This window comes from Streptomyces lushanensis (assembly GCF_001700515.1).
GTDB classification, from domain to species: domain Bacteria; phylum Actinomycetota; class Actinomycetes; order Streptomycetales; family Streptomycetaceae; genus Streptomyces; species Streptomyces lushanensis.
In genome coordinates this window covers 1-17,504 of sequence record NZ_MAUD01000249.1, presented here as the reverse complement: position 1 = coordinate 17,504, position 17,504 = coordinate 1, and the positions used below count along the sequence as shown (strand labels likewise).

Sequence of the window (17,504 nt, the reverse complement as noted above, 5' to 3'; positions counted from 1 at the left end):
CGGCCAGCTTCGCGAGGCGCTCCGCCTCCGCCTTGGCCCTGGCCTCGGCCTCGGCCTTCTTCTTCGCCTCTTCGATCTTCTTCTCGGCCTCGGTCTGCTGCTTCTTGGCCAGTGCCGCCGCCTGCTCGGCCGCCGCGCGCTCCGCTGCGGCCTTCTCCGTGGCGTCGGCCTCGTTCTGCTGCTGCTCGGCCTGCTGGAGGATCCGGGCCCGCAGCGCCTCGCCGGCGTCCGTGGCGCCCTGTTCCGCGTCCGCGGCCGTCATACCGGCGGTGGTGAGCGGTGCGCTGGCGAGCAGGTCCGGTTCGGCCTCGTCCGCCGCCAGCGATCCCATGCCCGGGAGCGAACCGGCGGCGGGAAGATTGTCCGTGATGGCGTCGGGCAGGGATATGGAGACCGCGGGCTTGTCCTGCGCGGTGGCCATACCGCCCGCGCCGACGGCGGCTATGACACCCACGCCGAGGACGGTGGAGCTACGGGCGAAGTTGTTGCGCTGCTTGCCGACGCGATGCCTGCCGCGTACCGGGCGTACGGACTCCTCGGTGGGATTCCACTCACCCCAGGCCCGCTCCGGCTCGGTGCCGAAGGAGGTGGTTTCGAAGGGGGCGGTGGGGGCAGGCTGATTGGACGCCACTGAGGCGCACTCCTTTCCTTCCTTCTCGCCTACCGGGTTAGCTGACGGGTTCGGAGCAGGAAGGTCTCCTACGGTCGCCCTGAGCTGCGCGAGGCAGCAAAGAACTTCCGATTCACCCCAATTGGTGGTTCCCCGGTTCCCTTGCGGGATTCGGCGCGTGAGCACGGTGCCGACTCTTACGACGGCTGGGACGACCGCGCTGCGTTATCGAACGTTAATAGAGACCGGGCCCTTATTCCAAGCCGTTCCGGGTGATCATTAACAACTTCGCATCGGACACACCAGGGCACATGCGTACGCAATCGGACGAGCTGACTGTCTTTCAGTCCACCCGGCGCGCCTGACGGTATGTCAAATGTTATGCGGAGGGATACCTGTCGGTCACGGACGGTGGTGACGGCCCGACGGACCGCGCGCGTGGACGTCCGGGACAGGCGTGACGCCCGGAAGGAGGACAGGGAACGCGCGGCACACACGGAACGCGCGGGAGACGTCCGTCGGGGAACACCGTCGGGGAACATCCTCAGGAAGAGGCCGCGGGAGACGGCCGTCAGGGGACGAGGGGTATCGTCCTGCGCCGTTCCGGCTGGATCTCGGTGGGCCGGCTGACCGCCAGCAGCGCCATGTCGTCCTGGCTCCCGCCGCCCGTGTGCAGCCGCACGTCGTCGATCAGCGCCTGGAGCAGTTCGTCGGGCCCCTGGAAGATCCGTCCGTCGAGCCGGTCGCGCGGCACGTAGAAGACACCATGGGCATCACGCGCCTCGGAGAGTCCGTCCGTGTAGAAGAGCAGCGTCGATCCGGCCGGGTACACGGCCTGCTCCGCGCGGTCCGGCCACGCGCCCAGCTCGCTCATCCCGAGCGGCAGCGCGGGATCGCGCGTCTCCAGCATCCGTACCGCGCCGTTCTCGCACATCAGCAGCGGATCGGGGTGGCCCCGGTTGACCAGCCGTACCAGGCTTCCGTCGTGGGGGATCTCGGCGAGCACGGCCGTGGTGAACCCCTCGAACGCGTCCAGCCCGCCCCGTCTGCTCCCGTCGCGCGTGAGCGCGCGCTCCAGCCGCTGTGCCACGCCCTCCAGCGAACTCTCCTGCTCGGCGGCCTCCCGGAACGACCCGATGACGACGGCCACCGCCTCGACCGCCTCCAGCCCTTTTCCCCGTACGTCCCCGACCACCAGACGTACTCCGTACGGCGTGTCCTGTACGGCGAACAGGTCGCCGCCGATGAACGCGCCCTCCTGGGCCGCCTCGTACCGCGCGGCGATACGGAGCCCGCCGATCCGCTCGGCGGGTCTCGGCAGCACCGCCCGTTGAGCGGTCTCGGCGATGATCCGGGCGGAGGCGAGCCGCTGCCCGCTGCGGCGCAGCACTCCGCTGATGTACAGCGCGAGGAGCGAGACGATCACCACGGTCAGCAGTTCGCTCAGCGACTCCAGTGTGTTGAGCGAACTGCTGTAGAGATGCATCGACAATTCGGCCATGATCGCGGCGACGCTGATCAGCAGCGTGCCGATCAGCGGGTAGAACGGCGCCGCGACCAGGGGGGCAGCCGCGTACAGGGGGGCGGCGGTGACCCGCGTCGGGGTCGAGAGATCGAGGACCACTCCGCAGACGATCACCAGGACAGGGAGAAAGCGCACCAGCCGACGGCTCGTACGGACACGGCTGCCCGGCATCGGTGACCCGTCGGCGGACACCGGACCGGCCAGGTCATCGGCCCGCCGGCCTCTGCCGCCCAGGTTCTCCCTGAGCTTGCTCAGCTTCCCCACCAGTGGTCACCTGCCCGGTTCCGCGTAGGGTCACGGCTACGGACGGTACCGCGCCCCACCCAGGCTGGCCGCTGCCGTCCCCGGCGGCGACTCGCCGTCGGCCGAGTGGACTATGGAGCGGGCCGGATCGCGGCCGGCTCCACAGCAGGTCAGACAGCCGGACGGTCGGTCGGTCGGATGGCCGGTCGGTCGGTCGGTCGTGGCGCCGGCCGTCGGGCCGGTCGCCCGGTCAGCCGCTGAGCCGGCCGACCGACCGGCCGTACGACCGGTCAGTCAGTCAGGTGGCGCTCGGCGTACACCTTCATGGCGTCCCGTACGAGCACTGCTGTCCCTTCACCGTACTTGTCGTAGGCCGCTGTGAAGCGTTCATCATCCACATACATTCTCGTCACTCCGATGACGTACTGCCTCGTGAGTTCGGCCGTCACCGACAGCCAGTCGCAGTGACGCCGGGCGACGGCCTGGGCCTCGTCGCTGTCGGCGGCGAGCCCTGCCTCCTTCGCCCGCGCCCAGTCCCGGGCGATGGCCTCGTGCCGGTCCTGGAAGTCCTGGCGCTCCTCCTCGCCGAGGGCACGCCACCAGCGGTCGCCCTTCTGGTAGGCCTCCCGGCCCCAGCGCTCGGTCACCTCCCGCTCGTACCGCGTGTGATCGAAGCCGTCGAGCACTTCCTCGGCCATGAGTTCCTCTCCCGTCCCGGTCTTGTGGAGAGTGGTCCGCACCGAGGCGATCAGCCGCTCGACGCGCTCGCGCTCCTGCTCCAGCAGCCTGAGATGCGTGCGCAGGGCGACGGCCGTGTCCTGTTGGCCGTCGAGGACCCGGGCGATCGCCGGCAGCCCGAGCCCCAGCTCCCGCAGCAGCAGAATCCGCTGGAGCCGGACCAGGGCGTCCTGGTCGTAGTAGCGGTAACCGTTGCCGCCGGTCCTGCTGGGCATCAGCAGTCCCAGCTCGCCGTAGTGCCTGAGCGTGCGGCTCGTGGTCCCGGCCTTCTTCGCGATCTCCTGGATCGACCACTCCATGGCTTCGACCGTAGAACTTGACGTTACGTAAAGGTCAAGCCCGGAGAAGACCGAGCGCGGGGAAGACTCAGCGCGGAGAAGACCGAGCGCGGGGAAGACCCGGCACGGAGCCGAGCGCGGGCGGAGACCGAGCGCGAAAACGCCGAAGACCCGGATCCACTGGGAATCCGGGCCTTCGGTTCTTGCTTCAGTAGCGGGGACAGGATTTGAACCTGCGACCTCTGGGTTATGAGCCCAGCGAGCTACCGAGCTGCTCCACCCCGCGTCGGTAAACACAACCTTACGCCATTCAGAGCAAGATCATCACCACGCGGGGCGGGGGCGCCTGCCGGACAGGGTCCTAGGCCGCCGTGACGACATCGGCCCGTACGGCGGCGGCCCATTCCACCAGAAGCCGCTGGTAGCGCTCCTGCTCGGCGGGCGGGAGCGCGCTGCCGGCGCGCGCCCACAGGGCGCGGATCTCCGCGTTGACCACGGCGGCGGACCGGACGGGACCGCACGCGGACCCAAGCGCCGGGGACGCGGCAGCGGAAGCCGGGGCGGAGGAAGAAGCCGGGGAGGCCGGAGAAGGGCGTGAGGAGTGCGCGGACGAGGAAGCGAACATAGGAGACAGGCTACGGCCAGCCACTGACAATCGGCGGAGCGTGTCCCCCTGGGCGCTGTCCGGTCGGGACCTACGCTGGGACCGGTGATCGAAACCATCGTGTTCGACGTCGGCGAGACCCTCGTGCGCGACGACCGGTACTGGGCCTCCTGGGCCGACTGGCTGGGCATTCCCCGGCACACCATCTCCGCGCTGGTGGGCGCCGCCACCGTCCAGAACAAGGACAACGCCGACGCCCTCCGTCTGATCAAGCCCGGCATGGACATCGGCGAGGCCAACCGCGCCAGAGAGGCGGCGGGGCGCGGCGAGCATCTCGACGAGTCCGACCTCTACCCGGATGTACGGCCCGCCCTGGCCGGTCTCCGGTCCCTCGGCATCCGTGTCGTGCTCGCGGGCAACCAGACCGTCAAGGCCGGTGACCTGCTGCGCCGCCTCGATCTGCCCGCCGATCTGGTGGCCACCTCGGCCGAGTGGGGCGTGGCCAAACCCGCCCCGGAGTTCTTCGGCCATGTCATCGAGGCGGCGCGGGCCGCGCCCGGCAGAACGGTGTACGTGGGCGACCATCCCGCGTACGACCTGTTCCCCGCCCAGCGCGCCGGTCTGCGCACCGCCCATCTGCGGCGCGGTCCCTGGGGCTATCTCTGGGCGGACGACCCGGAGGTGGTGGAGGCGGCGGACTGGCGGATCGACAGCCTGACGCAGCTCACCTCGATCGCGGCGGCGATCCCGCCGGACTGATCCCGCCGGACCGAGAGGACGATCCCCTCATACGACGCTGTACCGACGGGCGGGTCAGCGGGGTACTGATGGGCGGGTCAGCGGGTCATACGACGCTGTACTGGTGGGCGGGTCCGCCCTGCCACTCCACCCACTCCGGGTCGTCGAGCAGGTCCCAGGCGTCGGGCAGACCGGCCAGACGCAGGAATTCGACAAGATGGTCGTCGGAGTGGGCGAGCCCCATGATCCGCCCACGGACCGTGACCCGCCGCCCGCCTGTCCCCGACGCCCGGTGGACGACGATCGGTGCATCACTCATAGGGCCAAGAGTGCGACCTTCCCGCCCGCCGCGCAGCCGCTGGGAAGCTACGTTCTGATCACACTCGTCATATGTTTTGATCGACCTTCGCTTGGCTTTCGATCAGCTTCTGACCGGAGTGCGTTGGCCCGTACGCCTCGTACGCCTGCGGACCGCGTACACGGCGGCGCCCGCCGCGAGTACGGCGGCGCCCGACACGACGGAGGACGGAGGCAGGGCGAAGGCGAGGAGCAGACAGCCGACGAGTCCGACCACGGGCACGGCACGCGGCGGGCGCTTCTCGGCGGAGGTGAGGGTGAGGGCGGCGGCGTTGGCGACGGCGTAGTAGGCGAGGACCCCGAACGACGAGAAGCCGATCGCTCCGCGCACGTCCACGGTGGCCGCGGCGACGGCGACGACCGTGCCGACGGCGAGTTCGGCGCGCTGCGGCACCTTGAAGCGCGGGTGCACGGCGGCCAGGGCGTGCGGCAGATGACGGTCGCGGGCCATCGCGAGCGTCGTACGCGAGACACCGAGGATGAGCGCGAGCAGCGAGCCGACGGCGGCGACGGCCGCGCCCGCCCGTACCACCGGCGCGAGCGCGGGAACACCGGCCGCGCGCACCGCCTCGGCGAGCGGGGCCGTGGCGTCGGCCAGCCTGTCCGGGCTCAGGACGTGCAGCACGGCGAGCGCGACAGCGGCGTACACGACCAGGGTGACACCGAGGGCGAGAGGGATCGCGCGCGGGATCGTACGGGCGGGATCACGGACCTCCTCGCCGAGCGTGGCGATACGCGCGTAGCCGGCGAAGGCGAAGAAGAGCAGCCCGGCCGCCTGCAGCACTCCGCCGAAGGTGACATCCGTACCGGCGCCGGGACCCGCGCCGGTCGCGGTGCTCGCCGTGGTCGCTGTCGTCGCCGTCAGACAGACGACGACCACGGCGGCGAGCACGGCCAGGACGACGGCGACCACGGCTCTGGTGAGCCAGGCGGACTTCTGCACCCCGGCACAGTTCACAGCCGTCAGGGCCACCACGGCGGCGACCGCCACGGCGTGCGCCTGTCCCGGCCAGGCATAGGCGCCCACGGTCAGCGCCATCGCCGCGCAGGAGGCGGTCTTGCCGATCACGAAGGCCCATCCGGCGAGATACCCCCAGAACGGGCCGAGCCGCTCACGGCCGTAGACGTACGTTCCGCCCGAGGCCGGGTGGAGGGCGGCGAGCCGTGCGGAGGAGGTCGCGTTGCAGTACGCCACCACGGCGGCGAGCGCCAGTCCGGCCGTCAGCCCGGAGCCGGCCGCCGCAGCGGCGGGCGCGAACGCGGCGAAGACGCCCGCGCCGATCATCGCGCCCAGGCCGATGGTCACGGCGTCGAAGAGTCCGAGGCGCCGGACGAGCTCTCCCGTACCCGAGGTGCCTGACGCGGCCGGGGCACCGGACGTACCCGAGGCGCCCGAGGCGCCCGTACCCGATCCGTTCACGACGGGCGCGGGGTGGCGACGTGGAGACAGGGCGCGGACACGCCGGCACGGTGACGGCCGGCGGCGGCCAGTGCCGCCGCGAGCCGGGTGCGCCCTCGTACACCCACCGCGTCGTCGCCTCGCGGCGCGTCGTCGCCTCGCGGGCGGACACGTTCCTTGTGGACCAGTCCGACCATCACCGTCACGTGGGCCTCCGAGATCTCGGCGGATCGCAGGTGCGAGGGGCACCGCCCGCCGATCCTCCCTCAGCCGTCCGTCCTCGCGGAAGAAGCCCGGGAACGGAGAGGCCCTCCCGCCCGGCCCTTGGCGAGCCGAGCGGAAGGGCACCCGCACTCCGTGAGCCGGAGCACTCCGTCTGCCGGAGCCGGACCGGACGGAGCGCGTCGAACCGGACGGAGCAGACAGGACCGGATGTGCCGGACCGGACGTGCCGGACGTGCCGGACCGGACGCAGCGGACCGGACGTGCCGGACCTTGAGGCCCCGCGGGGCCCCGGCCCCGGTCAGTCGAGGATCTCCACGGCGGCCTGGAGAATCTCCTCGATCGAGTCGTCGATGTGTCCGATGCTCACCACGGGGGCGTCCGCCTCGTGTTCGGCGGCGGTCGCGGCCCCGGCGGATCCGAGGACTCCCGCGAGGACCAGACCCGAGACCGCCACAGCTCTGCTGATACGCATATTTCTCTCCCACACTGTTGAGTACCTGGGAAACGCGCGCCCATGACCGGACACGCGTCGCTCTGTCTCTCCCGTCGTACGGAGCGGACGGGCCGGCAGGCCGGCCGTCCCCCGGCGCCCGCTACACCACCACGATGGAACCGGCGAACCGTCCGCCTTCACATCTGGCGACGGGACCGAGGGGGAACACGACCGTGCCGCCGCCGGCATTGCACTGGTAGGCCAGCACCAGATCTCCGGGACCGGCAGCCGCCGGCGAGGGAACAGTCGCCGCGGCGGTCCCCGCGAGACCGACGACCACGGACAGCCCCAGGCCGACCGTGGCCAGGGATGCGAGAGTTCGACGCATAGGGGGCTCCTTGTTCGACGCGCCACGGAGATACCGCGGCCACGGAACGCATTCCACCGTGCGCCTCGAACGATTTCGAAAAGTACTACTCTTCCCTCTTTCGGGTAGGCGCCATTTGCCTCCTTCCGCCTTCTTCTGCCTTCTTCTGCCGCCTCCCGTCCCTCGTCGCCGCTTTCCTCAGCGCCCGAGCGACTGCCAGATCGTCAGCGCCAGCGCCATGCAGGAGGTGGCCGCGGCCAGCGAGGGGAGGGGCCAGCGGGCACGTTCCAGGGCGTCGAGGCGGGACTCGTGCTCGTCGAGGGTCTTGTCGGTCTGGTCGGCGCGCTGGAGGAGGAGCGCGAGGTCACCGCGGGTGGTGGCGAATCCCACGTCGACCGAGCGGCGCAGCCGCTCCAGCTCCAGCGCGACGGCCTCGGCCTCGGCCGCTGTCATCGGCGGACGCGCAGCTTGTCCCAGCTCGCCCGGCCCGGGACGCCGTCCGCGTCCGCGCCCACGTAGCCGAGCTTGCGCTGCCAGGCCGCGTAGGAGAGGACGTCGGCCGCCGTCCAGACGGGACCGGGACCGGCCGAGTACCGGCCGCAGCCCTCGGCCACCAGCCGCTTGCCGACGGCGGTGATCAGCTCGTCGCGGCGGCCCCGCACGAAGAAGGCCGCGCCCGGGAACGGTTCGTACGAGGCCGGCCGGACACCCAGCCGGGCCGCGATCCGTGCGCGCATCCCATCCATCGAGAACGACGGGTCGATCTTGCGGCGGGTCCATTCCCCGTGTCCGACCACGCTCGCCGCCGACCAGCCGTGGGCGCGGCAGACCGCCGCCGACAGCCGTTCCACGGCGGCGAGTTGGGCGCTCGGGTACGGGTCACGCCCGTTCCCCGCGTTCTCGATCTCGAAGCCGTAGAAGCGCGCGTTGCCGTCCACGGTGTCCGGGCCGGGGGCGGGGAGGGGGGACTTCTCCCTTTGTACGGCCTCCAGGACCGCGGCCGAGCCCGAACCGGCGTGGTTCGTACGGCCGTAGCCCAGCAGATGGACCGTGCCGTCCTTGGTGATCAGACCGGCGCAGAGCGGGCCCGGCAGGGCCGCGGTGCCGTCCCGGCAGAGGCGGAGGCTGTCCGTACCCGCGGTGTGGTGCAGCATCACACCGTGGACAGGGCCCCAGGGCCCTTGGCGATCGCGCGAGTGGGTACGCCAGTTGGCGTGTTCGAGGACGCCGACGCCCTCGCCGCGCAGGGCGCGGGCGAAGGCGTCGGCGCCGAGAGGTGTGGCCATGAAGGCTCCTCCTGGCACATTGTTGACGATCTGTCAGCTGGTGAGGGGTGACGTCGGGTGCGGACGGATGCCGTCGGGTGCGGGTCACGTCGCGTGCGGGTGACGTCCGCTGACGGCAGGCGTCCCGTGGGTGTTACGGAATCGGGTCGACGCGGATGAACCGGCTGTCGAAGTTGGCGGTGTTGCTGGCGGTGCTCGACCGGTACGCGGGGGTCGCCGAGTACGTGGCACCAGGGACGAGACCCGTGACCAGGAACTGCGACGACACCGAGGCCCGGGAGGTGCTGTTGACCAGCGCGGCACGGTTGTCGTTGGCGCTCAGGGTGACCGAGCCCGAGGAATTGCGGATGATCGCCGACATGATGGACGTGGTGCTCGCCGTGGACGACCACAGATAGCCGCCGACGGTGACAAGAAGCTGGCCGGAGGCGGGAGCGAGGAACGAGACGGTCAGGGGGTCGCCGGTCGACAGGGTCTCCACGAAGGTGGTGGACGTCGTGCTCCCCGAGGTGAGATTGATCTTGTACACCGGCGACGGCGCGGCGGGCACCCACTCCGAGCCGGTGTAGTACATCAGCCGGCCGGGGGTGCCGATCCAGGCGAGCATGCCGGCGATCGGTGCGGTCACCTTCGCGTCCCGCGCGGCGGCGTCCGCGAAACGCAGCACCGTACGGTGGTCGAGTGCCTCGGCGAGCGCCTTCAGATGCGCGGGCAGATCGGCCGGGTCGGCCGGCTGCGGGTAGGGCAGATTGCTCATCGGCGTGTACTGGACAGTCATACGGACTCCTCCTGTGTGTCGGTGACGGTGACCGTCAGCAACTCGCTGCTGGTCGGCTGCGGTTCGGTGCCGGGCTCGGCCGATGTCGCTTCGGCGAGCTCCCGCAGCAGTTCCGGGCTCGGCTGGACCGGCTCCGGCGCGGACTCAGACAAGGCCGGTCTCCTTCACATCGCTCCAGGTGGCGCCCGCCGCCGACAGGTCGGCGAGGGTCGGGTGGGCGGCGGCGACATTGGCGTACGTGGCCCGGACGACGGGCGCCGCGACGGCGGGGACGTCCGGGGTGAGGCCCGCGTCCTTGGGCACTCCGTTCGCCGTCACGCCGCGCAGACTGAGCGTCTGCTGCACGGCGCCGTCGGCGTTCGCCGCCGTGGTGACACCGACGACCCAGGCGAGCGTGCTGATCTCGGCCCCGGTCGTGTCGACGATCCTCACCACGTCGCCGAGCTGGATACGCGGGTCGTAGAGGACCTGGACATCCGCGAACACCGGCACCGGGAACTCGCCGGCCGCCCGCATGGCGTCCGCCAACTGCCGTGCGGCGGCGAGGTCCTGGACCCATTCGCTGGTCTCGCCGAAGAACTCCTGGCGCCCGTACCAGCGTTCGCTCAGTCCGAGGGCCTCGTACGACACCGCCTGCCGCTCCACCGGATCACGGTCCGGCTTGAGGGGGACGATGGTGATGGACGGCTCGCCCGTCCTGGTGACGGTGTACAGCCGCGTCGCGGTGCGGTTGGTCAGGCGCAGCACGATGCTGCCGTCCTCGCGCCGTACCATCGCGTCCACCGAGCCCTTGACGGCCGCCGCGCCCGCCGCGTTCTGCGTCGCGACCCGGAAGGCGGAACCGGGGGTGGCCACCGAGTCGTCGTCCGTCTCCGGCGGGCCCACGTCCAGCTCGTCCTCGCCGAAGGTGTACGAGACGGTGAGGGTGCCGTTCCCCGGGATCTCCCGCACCTGGGTGTCCACGACGGGCTCCCCGCTCACGAGCCGTACCGCGTTCCAGTCCCTGACGGGCTGCGCGCAGAAGTTGCGGCAGGCGTCGATCTCCTCGGTGAGGGTGAGCGCCGCGATGTCGCGTACGGACGTCAGCGTCAGATCGGGAGTGGTCGGCACGGTCGCGAACCGGGTGAAATTACGCCAGCGGAACCGGCCGCCCTCGTCGAGCTCGGCCGTCGACATGGCGGCCTTGGCGATCTGCCCGATCGCCTCCCACTGCGAGCCCGACACCTTGGGAATCGTGCGCAGCGGCAGGATCGCGTCGTCGAGTTCGGCGGTCTTGGTCCAGCCGGACTGCGCGAACGCGCTCGCCGACGGCACCGCCGTCAGCCCCGAGGTGACCTGGACCCCTTCGGTCGCCATGGTGGTGACCAGCCGTACCTTGCGCAGCTCGGCCACCGGCTGCGGTCCCTTGTCCGCCGTGAAAACGCCGGTGGGGCCCGTCCAGGTGGTGCCGTTCGGCGCGGTCATCAGCGGGGTGAAGGCGGGCAGGGCCTGGCCGCCGGTGGAGGCGAACACATCGATGTACGCGCCGATGTGCCACACCCCGCGCTGTGCCTTCATCGCCGCGGCGTTGTGGCCCCAGGCCAGACCGCTGCCCGGCACCGCGGGATCGGTGCTGAGCGACCAGGCGGCGAAGGTGCCCTCGACGAAGTCGACGTCGATGGAGAGGGTGCCGGTGACGCTGCCCGTCCGGTTCAGCTCCAGGTCGATACGGATCGTGTCCCCGATGCCGACGGCGGTGTTGACCCAGGCCTCGACGAACAGCCGGCTGCCCGGCACGGTGACACGGCTGCGGGGGAACCAGGAGGCCGTCACCCCGCTCTGGCCGGACGGCAGCCCCCTGGGGACCAGCGCCATCTCGTGCGGAGCGCCGGAGCGCGACCAGGTGTAGTGGCGCGGGTCCGGCAGGTCCTCCGGCATCCCGAAGGGCGTCGCGAAACCGCCGTGCAGCGTCGCGTGGACGAGGCTGAGCGGCTGCCCGGCGACGAACTGCGGGGCCCTCGGCGGCGGTGACGAGAACAGCCCGGCCTGGCGCAGCAGTTCGTCCACGCACCAGGTGGCCGTCGCCAGCGGACGCGCCCAGTTCAGGCCGGCGTACGGGCGCGGCAGCTCGGCCGGCGCACGCAGCCGCTCGGCTCCGTCGAGCGCGGTCAGCTGCACCGAGTCGGTGCCGGACTGGGCGTTGCGGTTGCGCACGGTGCCGCGGAAGGCGGGCAGTGCGGCCGGGCCGACCCCGGCCTCGTGCACCACGCTCTGGCCGGGGCGGGCGCTGTCACCCGTGGACCGCGGGGCCCACGGCGAGTACAGCCCGGGCGCCGCCGTGTCCTTCGTACCGCCGAGCTGGAGGGTGAGCTGCGCCGCGGAACTGCCCGAGAAGGCGCGCATCGCGGGCGGCAGATCGGTCGCGTAGGACCGCTCCACCTGCCAGGACTGCACCTGTGCCGAGACGTCGGTGCCGCCGAGGCGCGTGGTGTGGGTGATGGTGCGCTCGCCGGCGGCGAGCGCCTCCTCGGTGGTGCCGTCAGCCCGCTGCACCGGACACCTCCACGAGGTCGATGCCGACCGAGCGGTACGGCAGCGGGCGGCCCGGAGTGTCGCTGTAGCCGGTGACGGACATCGGCGGCAGGTCGTCGCCGGGTACGTCGTCGGCCGCGGTGTCGCCGCCGTAGGTGAGGCAGGCGCCCGCGAAGGCGTACGTACCCGCCGTACCGGGCCTGGCCGTCGGCGTCAGATGCGTGGTTCCGGCCGGGGCGGTGCCCGCGACGAAGGGACCGGAGGCGTTCACGCCGCTGATGAAGGATCCGTCGGCGCGCTTGAAGTCGATGCCCACCGCGCAGGTGCCGAGGGCGGCGACGGCGGTCGGCGCGCGGAAGGAGACCCGCAGACCGGGCGCGGCCGGGAAGTTGCCGTTCCACGGTACGCAGCGCCAGCCGACGACACTGGTCGCGTCGGCGGCGGTGAACGCGAAGACACCCGGGGCGCCCTCCACCACCGAGCCGTTCGCCGACACCTTGAACCACTGGTCGAGTCCGGTGACGCCGGCGGGGCCGGTGCCGCCGGCCTGGGCGGGGCTGAGCACATTGCCGGCCGCCGGGTCGATCAGCACGTGCGGTCCGGGCCCGTCCACGCGCCGGGCCAGCCGGTCGAGGACGCGCGCGTGCTGGGGCAGCAGCATGTCCCAGCTCAGCTTGATCCTCCGTACCGGGGCGGCGGTGCGGGTGACGGTGACCCGTCCCGAGAGCGCCTTGAACTCACTGACGCCCAGGTCGGCGGCGCGCTCGAAGGTCTTGGCCGCTTGGTCGATCTCGATGAGGTGGCCGGGCGGTCCGATCCACAGGTTGCCCATGGAAACCCTTCCCTTGGTGGTCTGGACATGGAAGAGGCCGACGGCGGAGGGCCGTCGGCCTGGCTGTTTCGGGTGCGATGCGGGGTGGTGCGGGGCTGTATGAGGTATTGGGGTGGGCTGTACGAGGTATTGCGGGGCGGTACGGGACGGCACGGGGGCGGCGGACCGGCCTCACCGCCGGGCGAGCTGACGCTGCCCCAGGAATACCGCGCGGGCGATGGTCTGGGCGTCGACCTGGACGACCACGGGCCGCTCGGCGAGCTGCTCGACGGCGGCGGCGAGCCGGCGCAGTCCGCCGCCGGAGCCGAGCATCCCCTCCAGCTTGGAGAGGGGGATGACGGCCTCGGACTCACCGCCCTCACCGAGCACGGCGAGGGTGCCGCCGGTGCGGGCCGGGACGACACCGCCCTGGGCGAGCTGCGGCACCGGGATCCTCGGCAGGTTGAACGCGAAGCCCTTGCCGCCGATGACGGGCACCCAGTCCGGAACCTTGAACTTGACGTGGTTCAGCCCGCCGATCAGTACGTTGAGCCCGCGGACCAGCATCCGCGTGGGCGACAGGAACCCGTTCACGACGCCGATGAAGAGCGGGCCGAGGATCCTCGCGGCGGACTGCGAGGAACTCTTGATGTGGCTCCAGGCCGCCGAAAGTCCCTTGCGGACCATGGCGGCGACCTTGTCCATGTTCACGAACTGGGCGATGAGCGGGGCGACCAACGTCATGATCAGCCCGAACGGGCTGGCCGCCATGGCGAGGTTCAGCCCCTTCTGAGCAAGGCTCGCCCCCTTGAGCCCCTTCCCGAGACCCCCCATCGACTTCTCGCCCTTGTCGGCGTTCTTGCCGGCCTTCCCCACGGACTTCTCCACGGCGTCCGCCTGCTGCTTCACGTCCCGCAAGGCATTCCTGGTCCTGTCGGCGGACGACTTGAGCTTGTCCAGGGACGACTTGAACTTGTCGGTGGCACCCCTGGACTTGGCAAGGGCCGCATCGGCGCCGGTCAGCCCGGTTCGCAGCTTGCCCATGGCGCCGGTGCCTGTGTTCACGGAGTTCTTGAGATGGGCCATGGCCGCGCTCGTCGTCGAGGTACGGCCGCGCAGCTGGTCCATTCCTGTCGAGGCGTTCGTGAGGGCTTGCTTCAGATTCATCAGTGAATCCCTCCGGAGATGTGTGATCAGGACAGCGCGGCGGTGAGCAGACCGATCCGTCGTTCAAGCAGCGTGACGCGATTCGTCGTACCGGCCAGGTCGGGTGATGAATCCATACGCCGGACCTGCTGTCTGGAGGTGTTCGCCGCCGCATCCATGCGGGAGACATTTCGCTCCAGCGTCCGAATTCGAGTGTGCGCGCCGGTGGTCAAGTCCTGGAGCCTTGCGATGCCCCGCTCCATCCGGGTGAGCCGGGACTCGGCATCAGCGATCTCCCGCGCGCGTCGCTGGAGTTCTTCGGCCTGAACTTTCCACATGACACCAAATCTGTTGCGTTCAAGTCCCTTCCTCTTGAAGAACGCCTCGACAACGGGTTCCAGACTGAGAAGGGGGGAGAACTCGATCTTGGCGATGGTCAGAGCAGTGACCAGACCCACGGCTTCCGGGGACTTGATCTCCTCCCAGATTTTGCTTTTCGTCTGCTCCTCGACCCACGCCTGGGTGGCCAGCACATCTTTGCCGCCCTTGAGTGCGGCGCTCTTGACATCGGCGATCCGCACCAGGTCGACAAGTGATGATGAGTCAGCTTTTAGACGTAGATCATCTCTCAGCCCCTTGATCTCTTTTTCCAGTTGAGCTGCCGTCTTTTCTGCCATTACTCCCCCCTCATTGAGCGCGATCTTGCTACGATTCGCCTGTGAACTTGGGGACTCTTGGTACATGGGTTGTCATATGCGCCGGTTCCGGTGTTGTGCTGTGGGGCGCCCTCCTGGCCCTGAGTGGCCTTCGGGGGTATCGAAGGAAGGTGACCCGCGAGGTCGAGATACTGGGCTCCCTTGAGCTTTCGACGGGACTCTCCTATCGATTTTCACCGACCAGAAGTGACGCACACCCCGCCCGGCCCGGCGCAGAAGCGGAATGGACCGCCGGCACACCGCAGAAATTCGGGAACCGCGATTTTTCCGTGGGAGAGATCATATCCATTGATTACGATCCCGAATATTCGGCATTTTTCTATCCCGCCGGGAAATATCCGGTGATCCGATTGTGGCCCATTTCTTGCCTGGCATTCTTGGCAGGTGGGGCTACCGCCGTGTTTGGCATCACGGGCCTGAACTGACGTTCCGCTCCGCCCTGAGCCCGTGAGGCTGATGCCGTTCAGGGCTTTCTTGGTTTCCTCCGTTTTCTTGCTGACGAAATAGGGATCCTTGTCGACGTCGAAGCCCGTATGACTCTTCAATTCGAATTGATTGCAGCGCAGTCCAGCAGCGCCGTAACCTGCGGCCATGACTGCCAACAAAACACATCTGCCGGAAAAGATCCGGAAACCCGGAAAAGGACGGTTCGCCGCCTCCGTGGCCACCCGGGTGAGCGGGGCCGAAGGGCGTTCGCCACGTGTGATGCTGGCTCTTCCGGGGGCACATCGCCATCCGTTCGAGAACGGCACCATCGCCGACATGGCACGCCGAGCCGCCACGCTCGGCAGGGCCCTGTCGCCCGGAACGGCCGTGCAGCCCTGGATATACACGTCGCGGGCGCACAGGCTGCCGGAGCTCGATCCGCACCACGCCGCGCAGTGGATCGCGGACTGGGCCGCCCTCCCACCCGAGCCCCTGCTCACCAGGGACGCGGCACCGGCATCGGGCAACCTGCTCACCCGGCACGCCGAGCGGTACGGCCTCTTCAACGGTCAGAACACGGCCGAGGCGGTCAACACGATCACAGCGAGCGTCCCGGAGGCAGACGGCCCGGTCCTGGTGCTTTTCTACCTCTGGGCACCCGGCCCGGGGCGCACCGCCCTGGCCGACCAGTTGGAGGCGGCGTCGGGTGCGAACGTCTTCTGGCAGTTCGCCGGCAACCCGAATCTGGAGTCCGTCCTCAACGATCTCGACCAACTGCGGTCCGAGGCGCCGCACATCACCAACGTGAACCTGTACCGCGGGTGGGACCCGATCGAGATGACGCCCGAGTACCTCTTCTTCCGTGGGGTACTGAAGCCGTTCGTCCGCTGGAGCAGAACCCGCCCTCAGCGGAAGAACTGAGCGAGAGCCGGGGCGCCGGGACGTTCCGGCGTCGAAACCGCCGTTGACCGTCGCGAACATCCAGTCCGCCTCCGCGAGCCGATCGATCACCGACGCCGGCCGGAGTTCTGTACGGAGTCAGGTGACCGACACCGTCCATCTGCCGTTGCTCGATACGGTGACGTATCCGTGATGCGGCAGCCGCAGCACGCCCTTCTGATCCACCGCCGAGGTGTGGCGCGTCGTCTGCTCCCGGCCGTCCGCGGGGGAATAGATCAGGGTTCCTGGCGTATCGGTGAAGTCGTAGTACAAGGAGCGCGTGTCCTCGTAATAACGCTTCGGTTCGAAGTAGCCGAAGGTTTCCGTGCCCCTTCCCTCCGATTCCTTGGAGGGGATCCGGGGAAGCGCGTCCGGTTCGATGACCCGCGCGCGCCACCGGCTCAACCCGCCGGCCCCTTCGCGATTACCGAATGCGCTGGACCTCGAACGCGTCGCAGTCCGCGGGCAGCACGATACGACAGGGCCGGTGCCCGTGAATGGTCGCGATCCGCGCCCGAGCCCGCTGGTGGTACGCGCCGGCCCTGACCGCGACGATGTCGAAACTGGACGTGACACCGCCACGGATCTCCAGCAGCAGCGGCGTCCCGGAACCACCTCCCGGGACCTGAACCACCCGGTCCCGCCAGCCGGACCACGTGCTCTCGGTCCGCTCGCCCACGCGCTCTCCCCCTTCACGCACGGCACGTGATCTCCCACCTGGTCACGAACTCTCATCCGATGTTGGCACGTCACCAGGTGCACCGCACCGGCCATCGCGCGACAGCGAGTCCGCGCGGAAGGGGGCAACTCTCAGGCGAAGAAACGCATCAGCTCTTCCGAGGTCGGAGCCCCCGTGCGGTTCCCGGGCGTGTCCGGCTGATCGCCGGGCCGGGGTACCGGCTCCGGGTAGTCCAGCGGCTCGCTGTCCTCGTCACGGTTGACCGTCGCGAACATCCAGTNNGGCCCCGGTGCCAGTCCAGCAGGTCGACCCCGTAGTGGCGGAGCAGGTCCGCCTCCAGGGCCTCGGCGTGCTCTTCGACGAGCTCGCCGAGGCTCAGTCTTCCCCCAGGCCCAGCCCCGTCTCCTTGCCGTAGGCCTCCAGAATCGCCGCGATGTCCTGCATCGTGACCTCGTGGCGCTCGAAACGGGCGAACTGCTTCTCTCCCAGGAGGAGTTCCAGCAGTCCGTCCACATCGTTGTCGTCGAGGCCGCGCAGCGTGCGCGCGGTTGCGCGGGTCAGTTCCGTCGGCAGCTGGAAGCTGTCGCCGTCCAGCTCGAAGGTCCAGTCCCTGCCGAGCGCCTCCAGGCGCTGGGCGCGGGCCGCGTTGACGTCGAATCCGGCCATACCGTCCTCCCGATGGGTGAGTTGGGGCT

General features: G+C 69.9%; 22 protein-coding genes, 1 tRNA gene, 1 pseudogene and 1 riboswitch. Of the genes and pseudogenes, 3 read left to right on the top strand and 21 right to left on the bottom strand.

Features of this window, described 5'->3' with window-relative positions; all coding sequences use genetic code 11:
* From BFF77_RS20615 to BFF77_RS37790, 5 genes and pseudogenes are all read right to left on the bottom strand, one after another.
* Window positions 1–631, bottom strand: a pseudogene (locus tag BFF77_RS20615) (M23 family peptidase); the annotation flags it as partial.
* 11 nt (window positions 632–642) lie between these two features.
* A riboswitch (cyclic di-AMP (ydaO/yuaA leader) is annotated at window positions 643–797 on the bottom strand.
* 384 nt (window positions 798–1,181) lie between these two features.
* On the bottom strand, window positions 1,182–2,306 hold the full coding sequence (locus BFF77_RS20610; RefSeq protein WP_066952104.1) for a PP2C family protein-serine/threonine phosphatase: 1,125 nt from the start codon (window positions 2,304–2,306) through the stop codon (window positions 1,182–1,184).
* A 362-nt stretch (window positions 2,307–2,668) separates the two neighbouring features.
* Entirely contained in the window at window positions 2,669–3,415 is a 747-nt protein-coding gene (locus BFF77_RS20605; RefSeq protein ID WP_066952096.1) for a MerR family transcriptional regulator, read from the bottom strand.
* 191 nt (window positions 3,416–3,606) lie between these two features.
* Window positions 3,607–3,680, bottom strand: a tRNA-Met gene (locus BFF77_RS20600).
* 75 nt (window positions 3,681–3,755) lie between these two features.
* Window positions 3,756–3,890, bottom strand: coding sequence for a hypothetical protein (locus tag BFF77_RS37790; RefSeq protein ID WP_281196571.1), 135 nt, complete (start codon window positions 3,888–3,890; stop codon window positions 3,756–3,758).
* Window positions 3,891–4,103: 213 nt separating this feature from the next.
* Between BFF77_RS37790 and BFF77_RS20595 the strand changes: the two genes are divergently transcribed.
* The gene (locus BFF77_RS20595) at window positions 4,104–4,757 is read left to right on the top strand and encodes an HAD family hydrolase (protein ID WP_245703617.1); all 654 of its coding nucleotides are present in this window, start codon (window positions 4,104–4,106) and stop codon (window positions 4,755–4,757) included.
* Window positions 4,758–4,842: 85 nt separating this feature from the next.
* On the opposite strand, the gene BFF77_RS20590 is transcribed toward BFF77_RS20595, so the two are convergent.
* The 13 genes from BFF77_RS20590 to BFF77_RS20540 form a co-directional block, all read right to left on the bottom strand.
* A complete protein-coding gene (locus tag BFF77_RS20590) occupies window positions 4,843–5,055 on the bottom strand; it encodes a hypothetical protein (protein WP_066952094.1) in 213 nt (70 codons plus the stop codon).
* Window positions 5,056–5,157: 102 nt separating this feature from the next.
* Window positions 5,158–6,513: an APC family permease gene (locus tag BFF77_RS20585; protein ID WP_066952092.1), complete on the bottom strand. Its 1,356-nt coding sequence runs from the start codon at window positions 6,511–6,513 to the stop codon at window positions 5,158–5,160.
* Window positions 6,510–6,698 carry a hypothetical protein gene (locus tag BFF77_RS20580; protein ID WP_066952090.1) on the bottom strand — a complete coding sequence of 63 codons (189 nt, stop codon included), beginning with the start codon at window positions 6,696–6,698 and terminating at the stop codon, window positions 6,510–6,512. Before BFF77_RS20580 ends, BFF77_RS20585 begins: the two co-directional genes overlap by 4 nt.
* 317 nt (window positions 6,699–7,015) lie before the next feature.
* A complete protein-coding gene (locus tag BFF77_RS35755; RefSeq protein ID WP_169922696.1) occupies window positions 7,016–7,189 on the bottom strand; it encodes a hypothetical protein in 174 nt (57 codons plus the stop codon).
* A gap of 121 nt (window positions 7,190–7,310) precedes the next feature.
* Window positions 7,311–7,538: a hypothetical protein gene (locus BFF77_RS20575; RefSeq protein ID WP_066952088.1), complete on the bottom strand. Its 228-nt coding sequence runs from the start codon at window positions 7,536–7,538 to the stop codon at window positions 7,311–7,313.
* 177 nt (window positions 7,539–7,715) lie between these two features.
* Window positions 7,716–7,970, bottom strand: a complete 255-nt coding sequence (locus BFF77_RS20570) for a hypothetical protein (protein WP_066952086.1) — start codon at window positions 7,968–7,970, stop codon at window positions 7,716–7,718.
* On the bottom strand, window positions 7,967–8,803 hold the full coding sequence (locus tag BFF77_RS20565; protein ID WP_066952084.1) for a peptidoglycan-binding protein: 837 nt from the start codon (window positions 8,801–8,803) through the stop codon (window positions 7,967–7,969). Before BFF77_RS20565 ends, BFF77_RS20570 begins: the two co-directional genes overlap by 4 nt.
* Window positions 8,804–8,936: 133 nt before the next feature.
* A complete protein-coding gene (locus tag BFF77_RS20560; protein WP_066952082.1) occupies window positions 8,937–9,581 on the bottom strand; it encodes a hypothetical protein in 645 nt (214 codons plus the stop codon).
* Window positions 9,578–9,733, bottom strand: coding sequence for a hypothetical protein (locus BFF77_RS35750; RefSeq protein WP_169922695.1), 156 nt, complete (start codon window positions 9,731–9,733; stop codon window positions 9,578–9,580). The genes BFF77_RS20560 and BFF77_RS35750 overlap by 4 nt, the downstream gene beginning before the upstream one ends.
* Entirely contained in the window at window positions 9,726–12,113 is a 2,388-nt protein-coding gene (locus BFF77_RS20555; RefSeq protein ID WP_066952080.1) for a hypothetical protein, read from the bottom strand. Before BFF77_RS20555 ends, BFF77_RS35750 begins: the two co-directional genes overlap by 8 nt.
* A complete protein-coding gene (locus BFF77_RS20550; RefSeq protein WP_066952077.1) occupies window positions 12,100–12,924 on the bottom strand; it encodes a hypothetical protein in 825 nt (274 codons plus the stop codon). The genes BFF77_RS20555 and BFF77_RS20550 overlap by 14 nt, the downstream gene beginning before the upstream one ends.
* A gap of 171 nt (window positions 12,925–13,095) precedes the next feature.
* The gene (locus tag BFF77_RS20545) at window positions 13,096–14,070 is read right to left on the bottom strand and encodes a hypothetical protein (RefSeq protein WP_079125341.1); all 975 of its coding nucleotides are present in this window, start codon (window positions 14,068–14,070) and stop codon (window positions 13,096–13,098) included.
* A 26-nt stretch (window positions 14,071–14,096) separates the two neighbouring features.
* Window positions 14,097–14,726, bottom strand: coding sequence for a hypothetical protein (locus BFF77_RS20540; protein ID WP_066952076.1), 630 nt, complete (start codon window positions 14,724–14,726; stop codon window positions 14,097–14,099).
* Window positions 14,727–14,875: 149 nt separating this feature from the next.
* Here BFF77_RS20540 and BFF77_RS35240 point away from each other — a divergent pair, with 149 nt between their 5' ends.
* A complete protein-coding gene (locus tag BFF77_RS35240; protein WP_141698479.1) occupies window positions 14,876–15,190 on the top strand; it encodes a hypothetical protein in 315 nt (104 codons plus the stop codon).
* 166 nt (window positions 15,191–15,356) lie between these two features.
* On the top strand, window positions 15,357–16,112 hold the full coding sequence (locus BFF77_RS20535; protein ID WP_079125340.1) for a VWA domain-containing protein: 756 nt from the start codon (window positions 15,357–15,359) through the stop codon (window positions 16,110–16,112).
* A gap of 117 nt (window positions 16,113–16,229) precedes the next feature.
* Here the strand turns inward: BFF77_RS20535 and BFF77_RS20530 are convergent, their stop codons facing one another.
* The 3 genes from BFF77_RS20530 to BFF77_RS20520 all read right to left on the bottom strand — a co-directional run bounded on the left by BFF77_RS20530 (window position 16,230) and on the right by BFF77_RS20520 (window position 17,475).
* Entirely contained in the window at window positions 16,230–16,535 is a 306-nt protein-coding gene (locus BFF77_RS20530; RefSeq protein WP_066952071.1) for a hypothetical protein, read from the bottom strand.
* Between the two features lie 19 nt (window positions 16,536–16,554).
* A complete protein-coding gene (locus BFF77_RS20525; protein WP_066952069.1) occupies window positions 16,555–16,809 on the bottom strand; it encodes a hypothetical protein in 255 nt (84 codons plus the stop codon).
* 375 nt (window positions 16,810–17,184) lie between these two features.
* Window positions 17,185–17,475 (bottom strand): hypothetical protein, encoded by a 291-nt coding sequence (locus BFF77_RS20520; protein ID WP_066952098.1) that lies wholly within the window; start codon window positions 17,473–17,475, stop codon window positions 17,185–17,187.
* Between the last annotated feature and the right edge of the window lie 29 nt (window positions 17,476–17,504).

Coding starts and splice junctions, on each gene's coding strand:
- BFF77_RS20610 (WP_066952104.1), bottom strand. CDS start 2,306: ATGCCGGGCAGCCGTGTCCGTACGAGCCGTCGGCTGGTGCGCTTTCTC.
- BFF77_RS20605 (WP_066952096.1), bottom strand. CDS start 3,415: ATGGAGTGGTCGATCCAGGAGATCGCGAAGAAGGCCGGGACCACGAGC.
- BFF77_RS20590 (WP_066952094.1), bottom strand. CDS start 5,055: ATGAGTGATGCACCGATCGTCGTCCACCGGGCGTCGGGGACAGGCGGG.
- BFF77_RS35755 (WP_169922696.1), bottom strand. CDS start 7,189: ATGCGTATCAGCAGAGCTGTGGCGGTCTCGGGTCTGGTCCTCGCGGGA.
- BFF77_RS20575 (WP_066952088.1), bottom strand. CDS start 7,538: ATGCGTCGAACTCTCGCATCCCTGGCCACGGTCGGCCTGGGGCTGTCC.
- BFF77_RS20570 (WP_066952086.1), bottom strand. CDS start 7,970: ATGACAGCGGCCGAGGCCGAGGCCGTCGCGCTGGAGCTGGAGCGGCTG.
- BFF77_RS20565 (WP_066952084.1), bottom strand. CDS start 8,803: ATGGCCACACCTCTCGGCGCCGACGCCTTCGCCCGCGCCCTGCGCGGC.
- BFF77_RS20560 (WP_066952082.1), bottom strand. CDS start 9,581: ATGACTGTCCAGTACACGCCGATGAGCAATCTGCCCTACCCGCAGCCG.
- BFF77_RS20550 (WP_066952077.1), bottom strand. CDS start 12,924: ATGGGCAACCTGTGGATCGGACCGCCCGGCCACCTCATCGAGATCGAC.
- BFF77_RS20545 (WP_079125341.1), bottom strand. CDS start 14,070: ATGAATCTGAAGCAAGCCCTCACGAACGCCTCGACAGGAATGGACCAG.
- BFF77_RS20540 (WP_066952076.1), bottom strand. CDS start 14,726: ATGGCAGAAAAGACGGCAGCTCAACTGGAAAAAGAGATCAAGGGGCTG.
- BFF77_RS20535 (WP_079125340.1), top strand. CDS start 15,357: ATGACTGCCAACAAAACACATCTGCCGGAAAAGATCCGGAAACCCGGA.
- BFF77_RS20520 (WP_066952098.1), bottom strand. CDS start 17,475: ATGGCCGGATTCGACGTCAACGCGGCCCGCGCCCAGCGCCTGGAGGCG.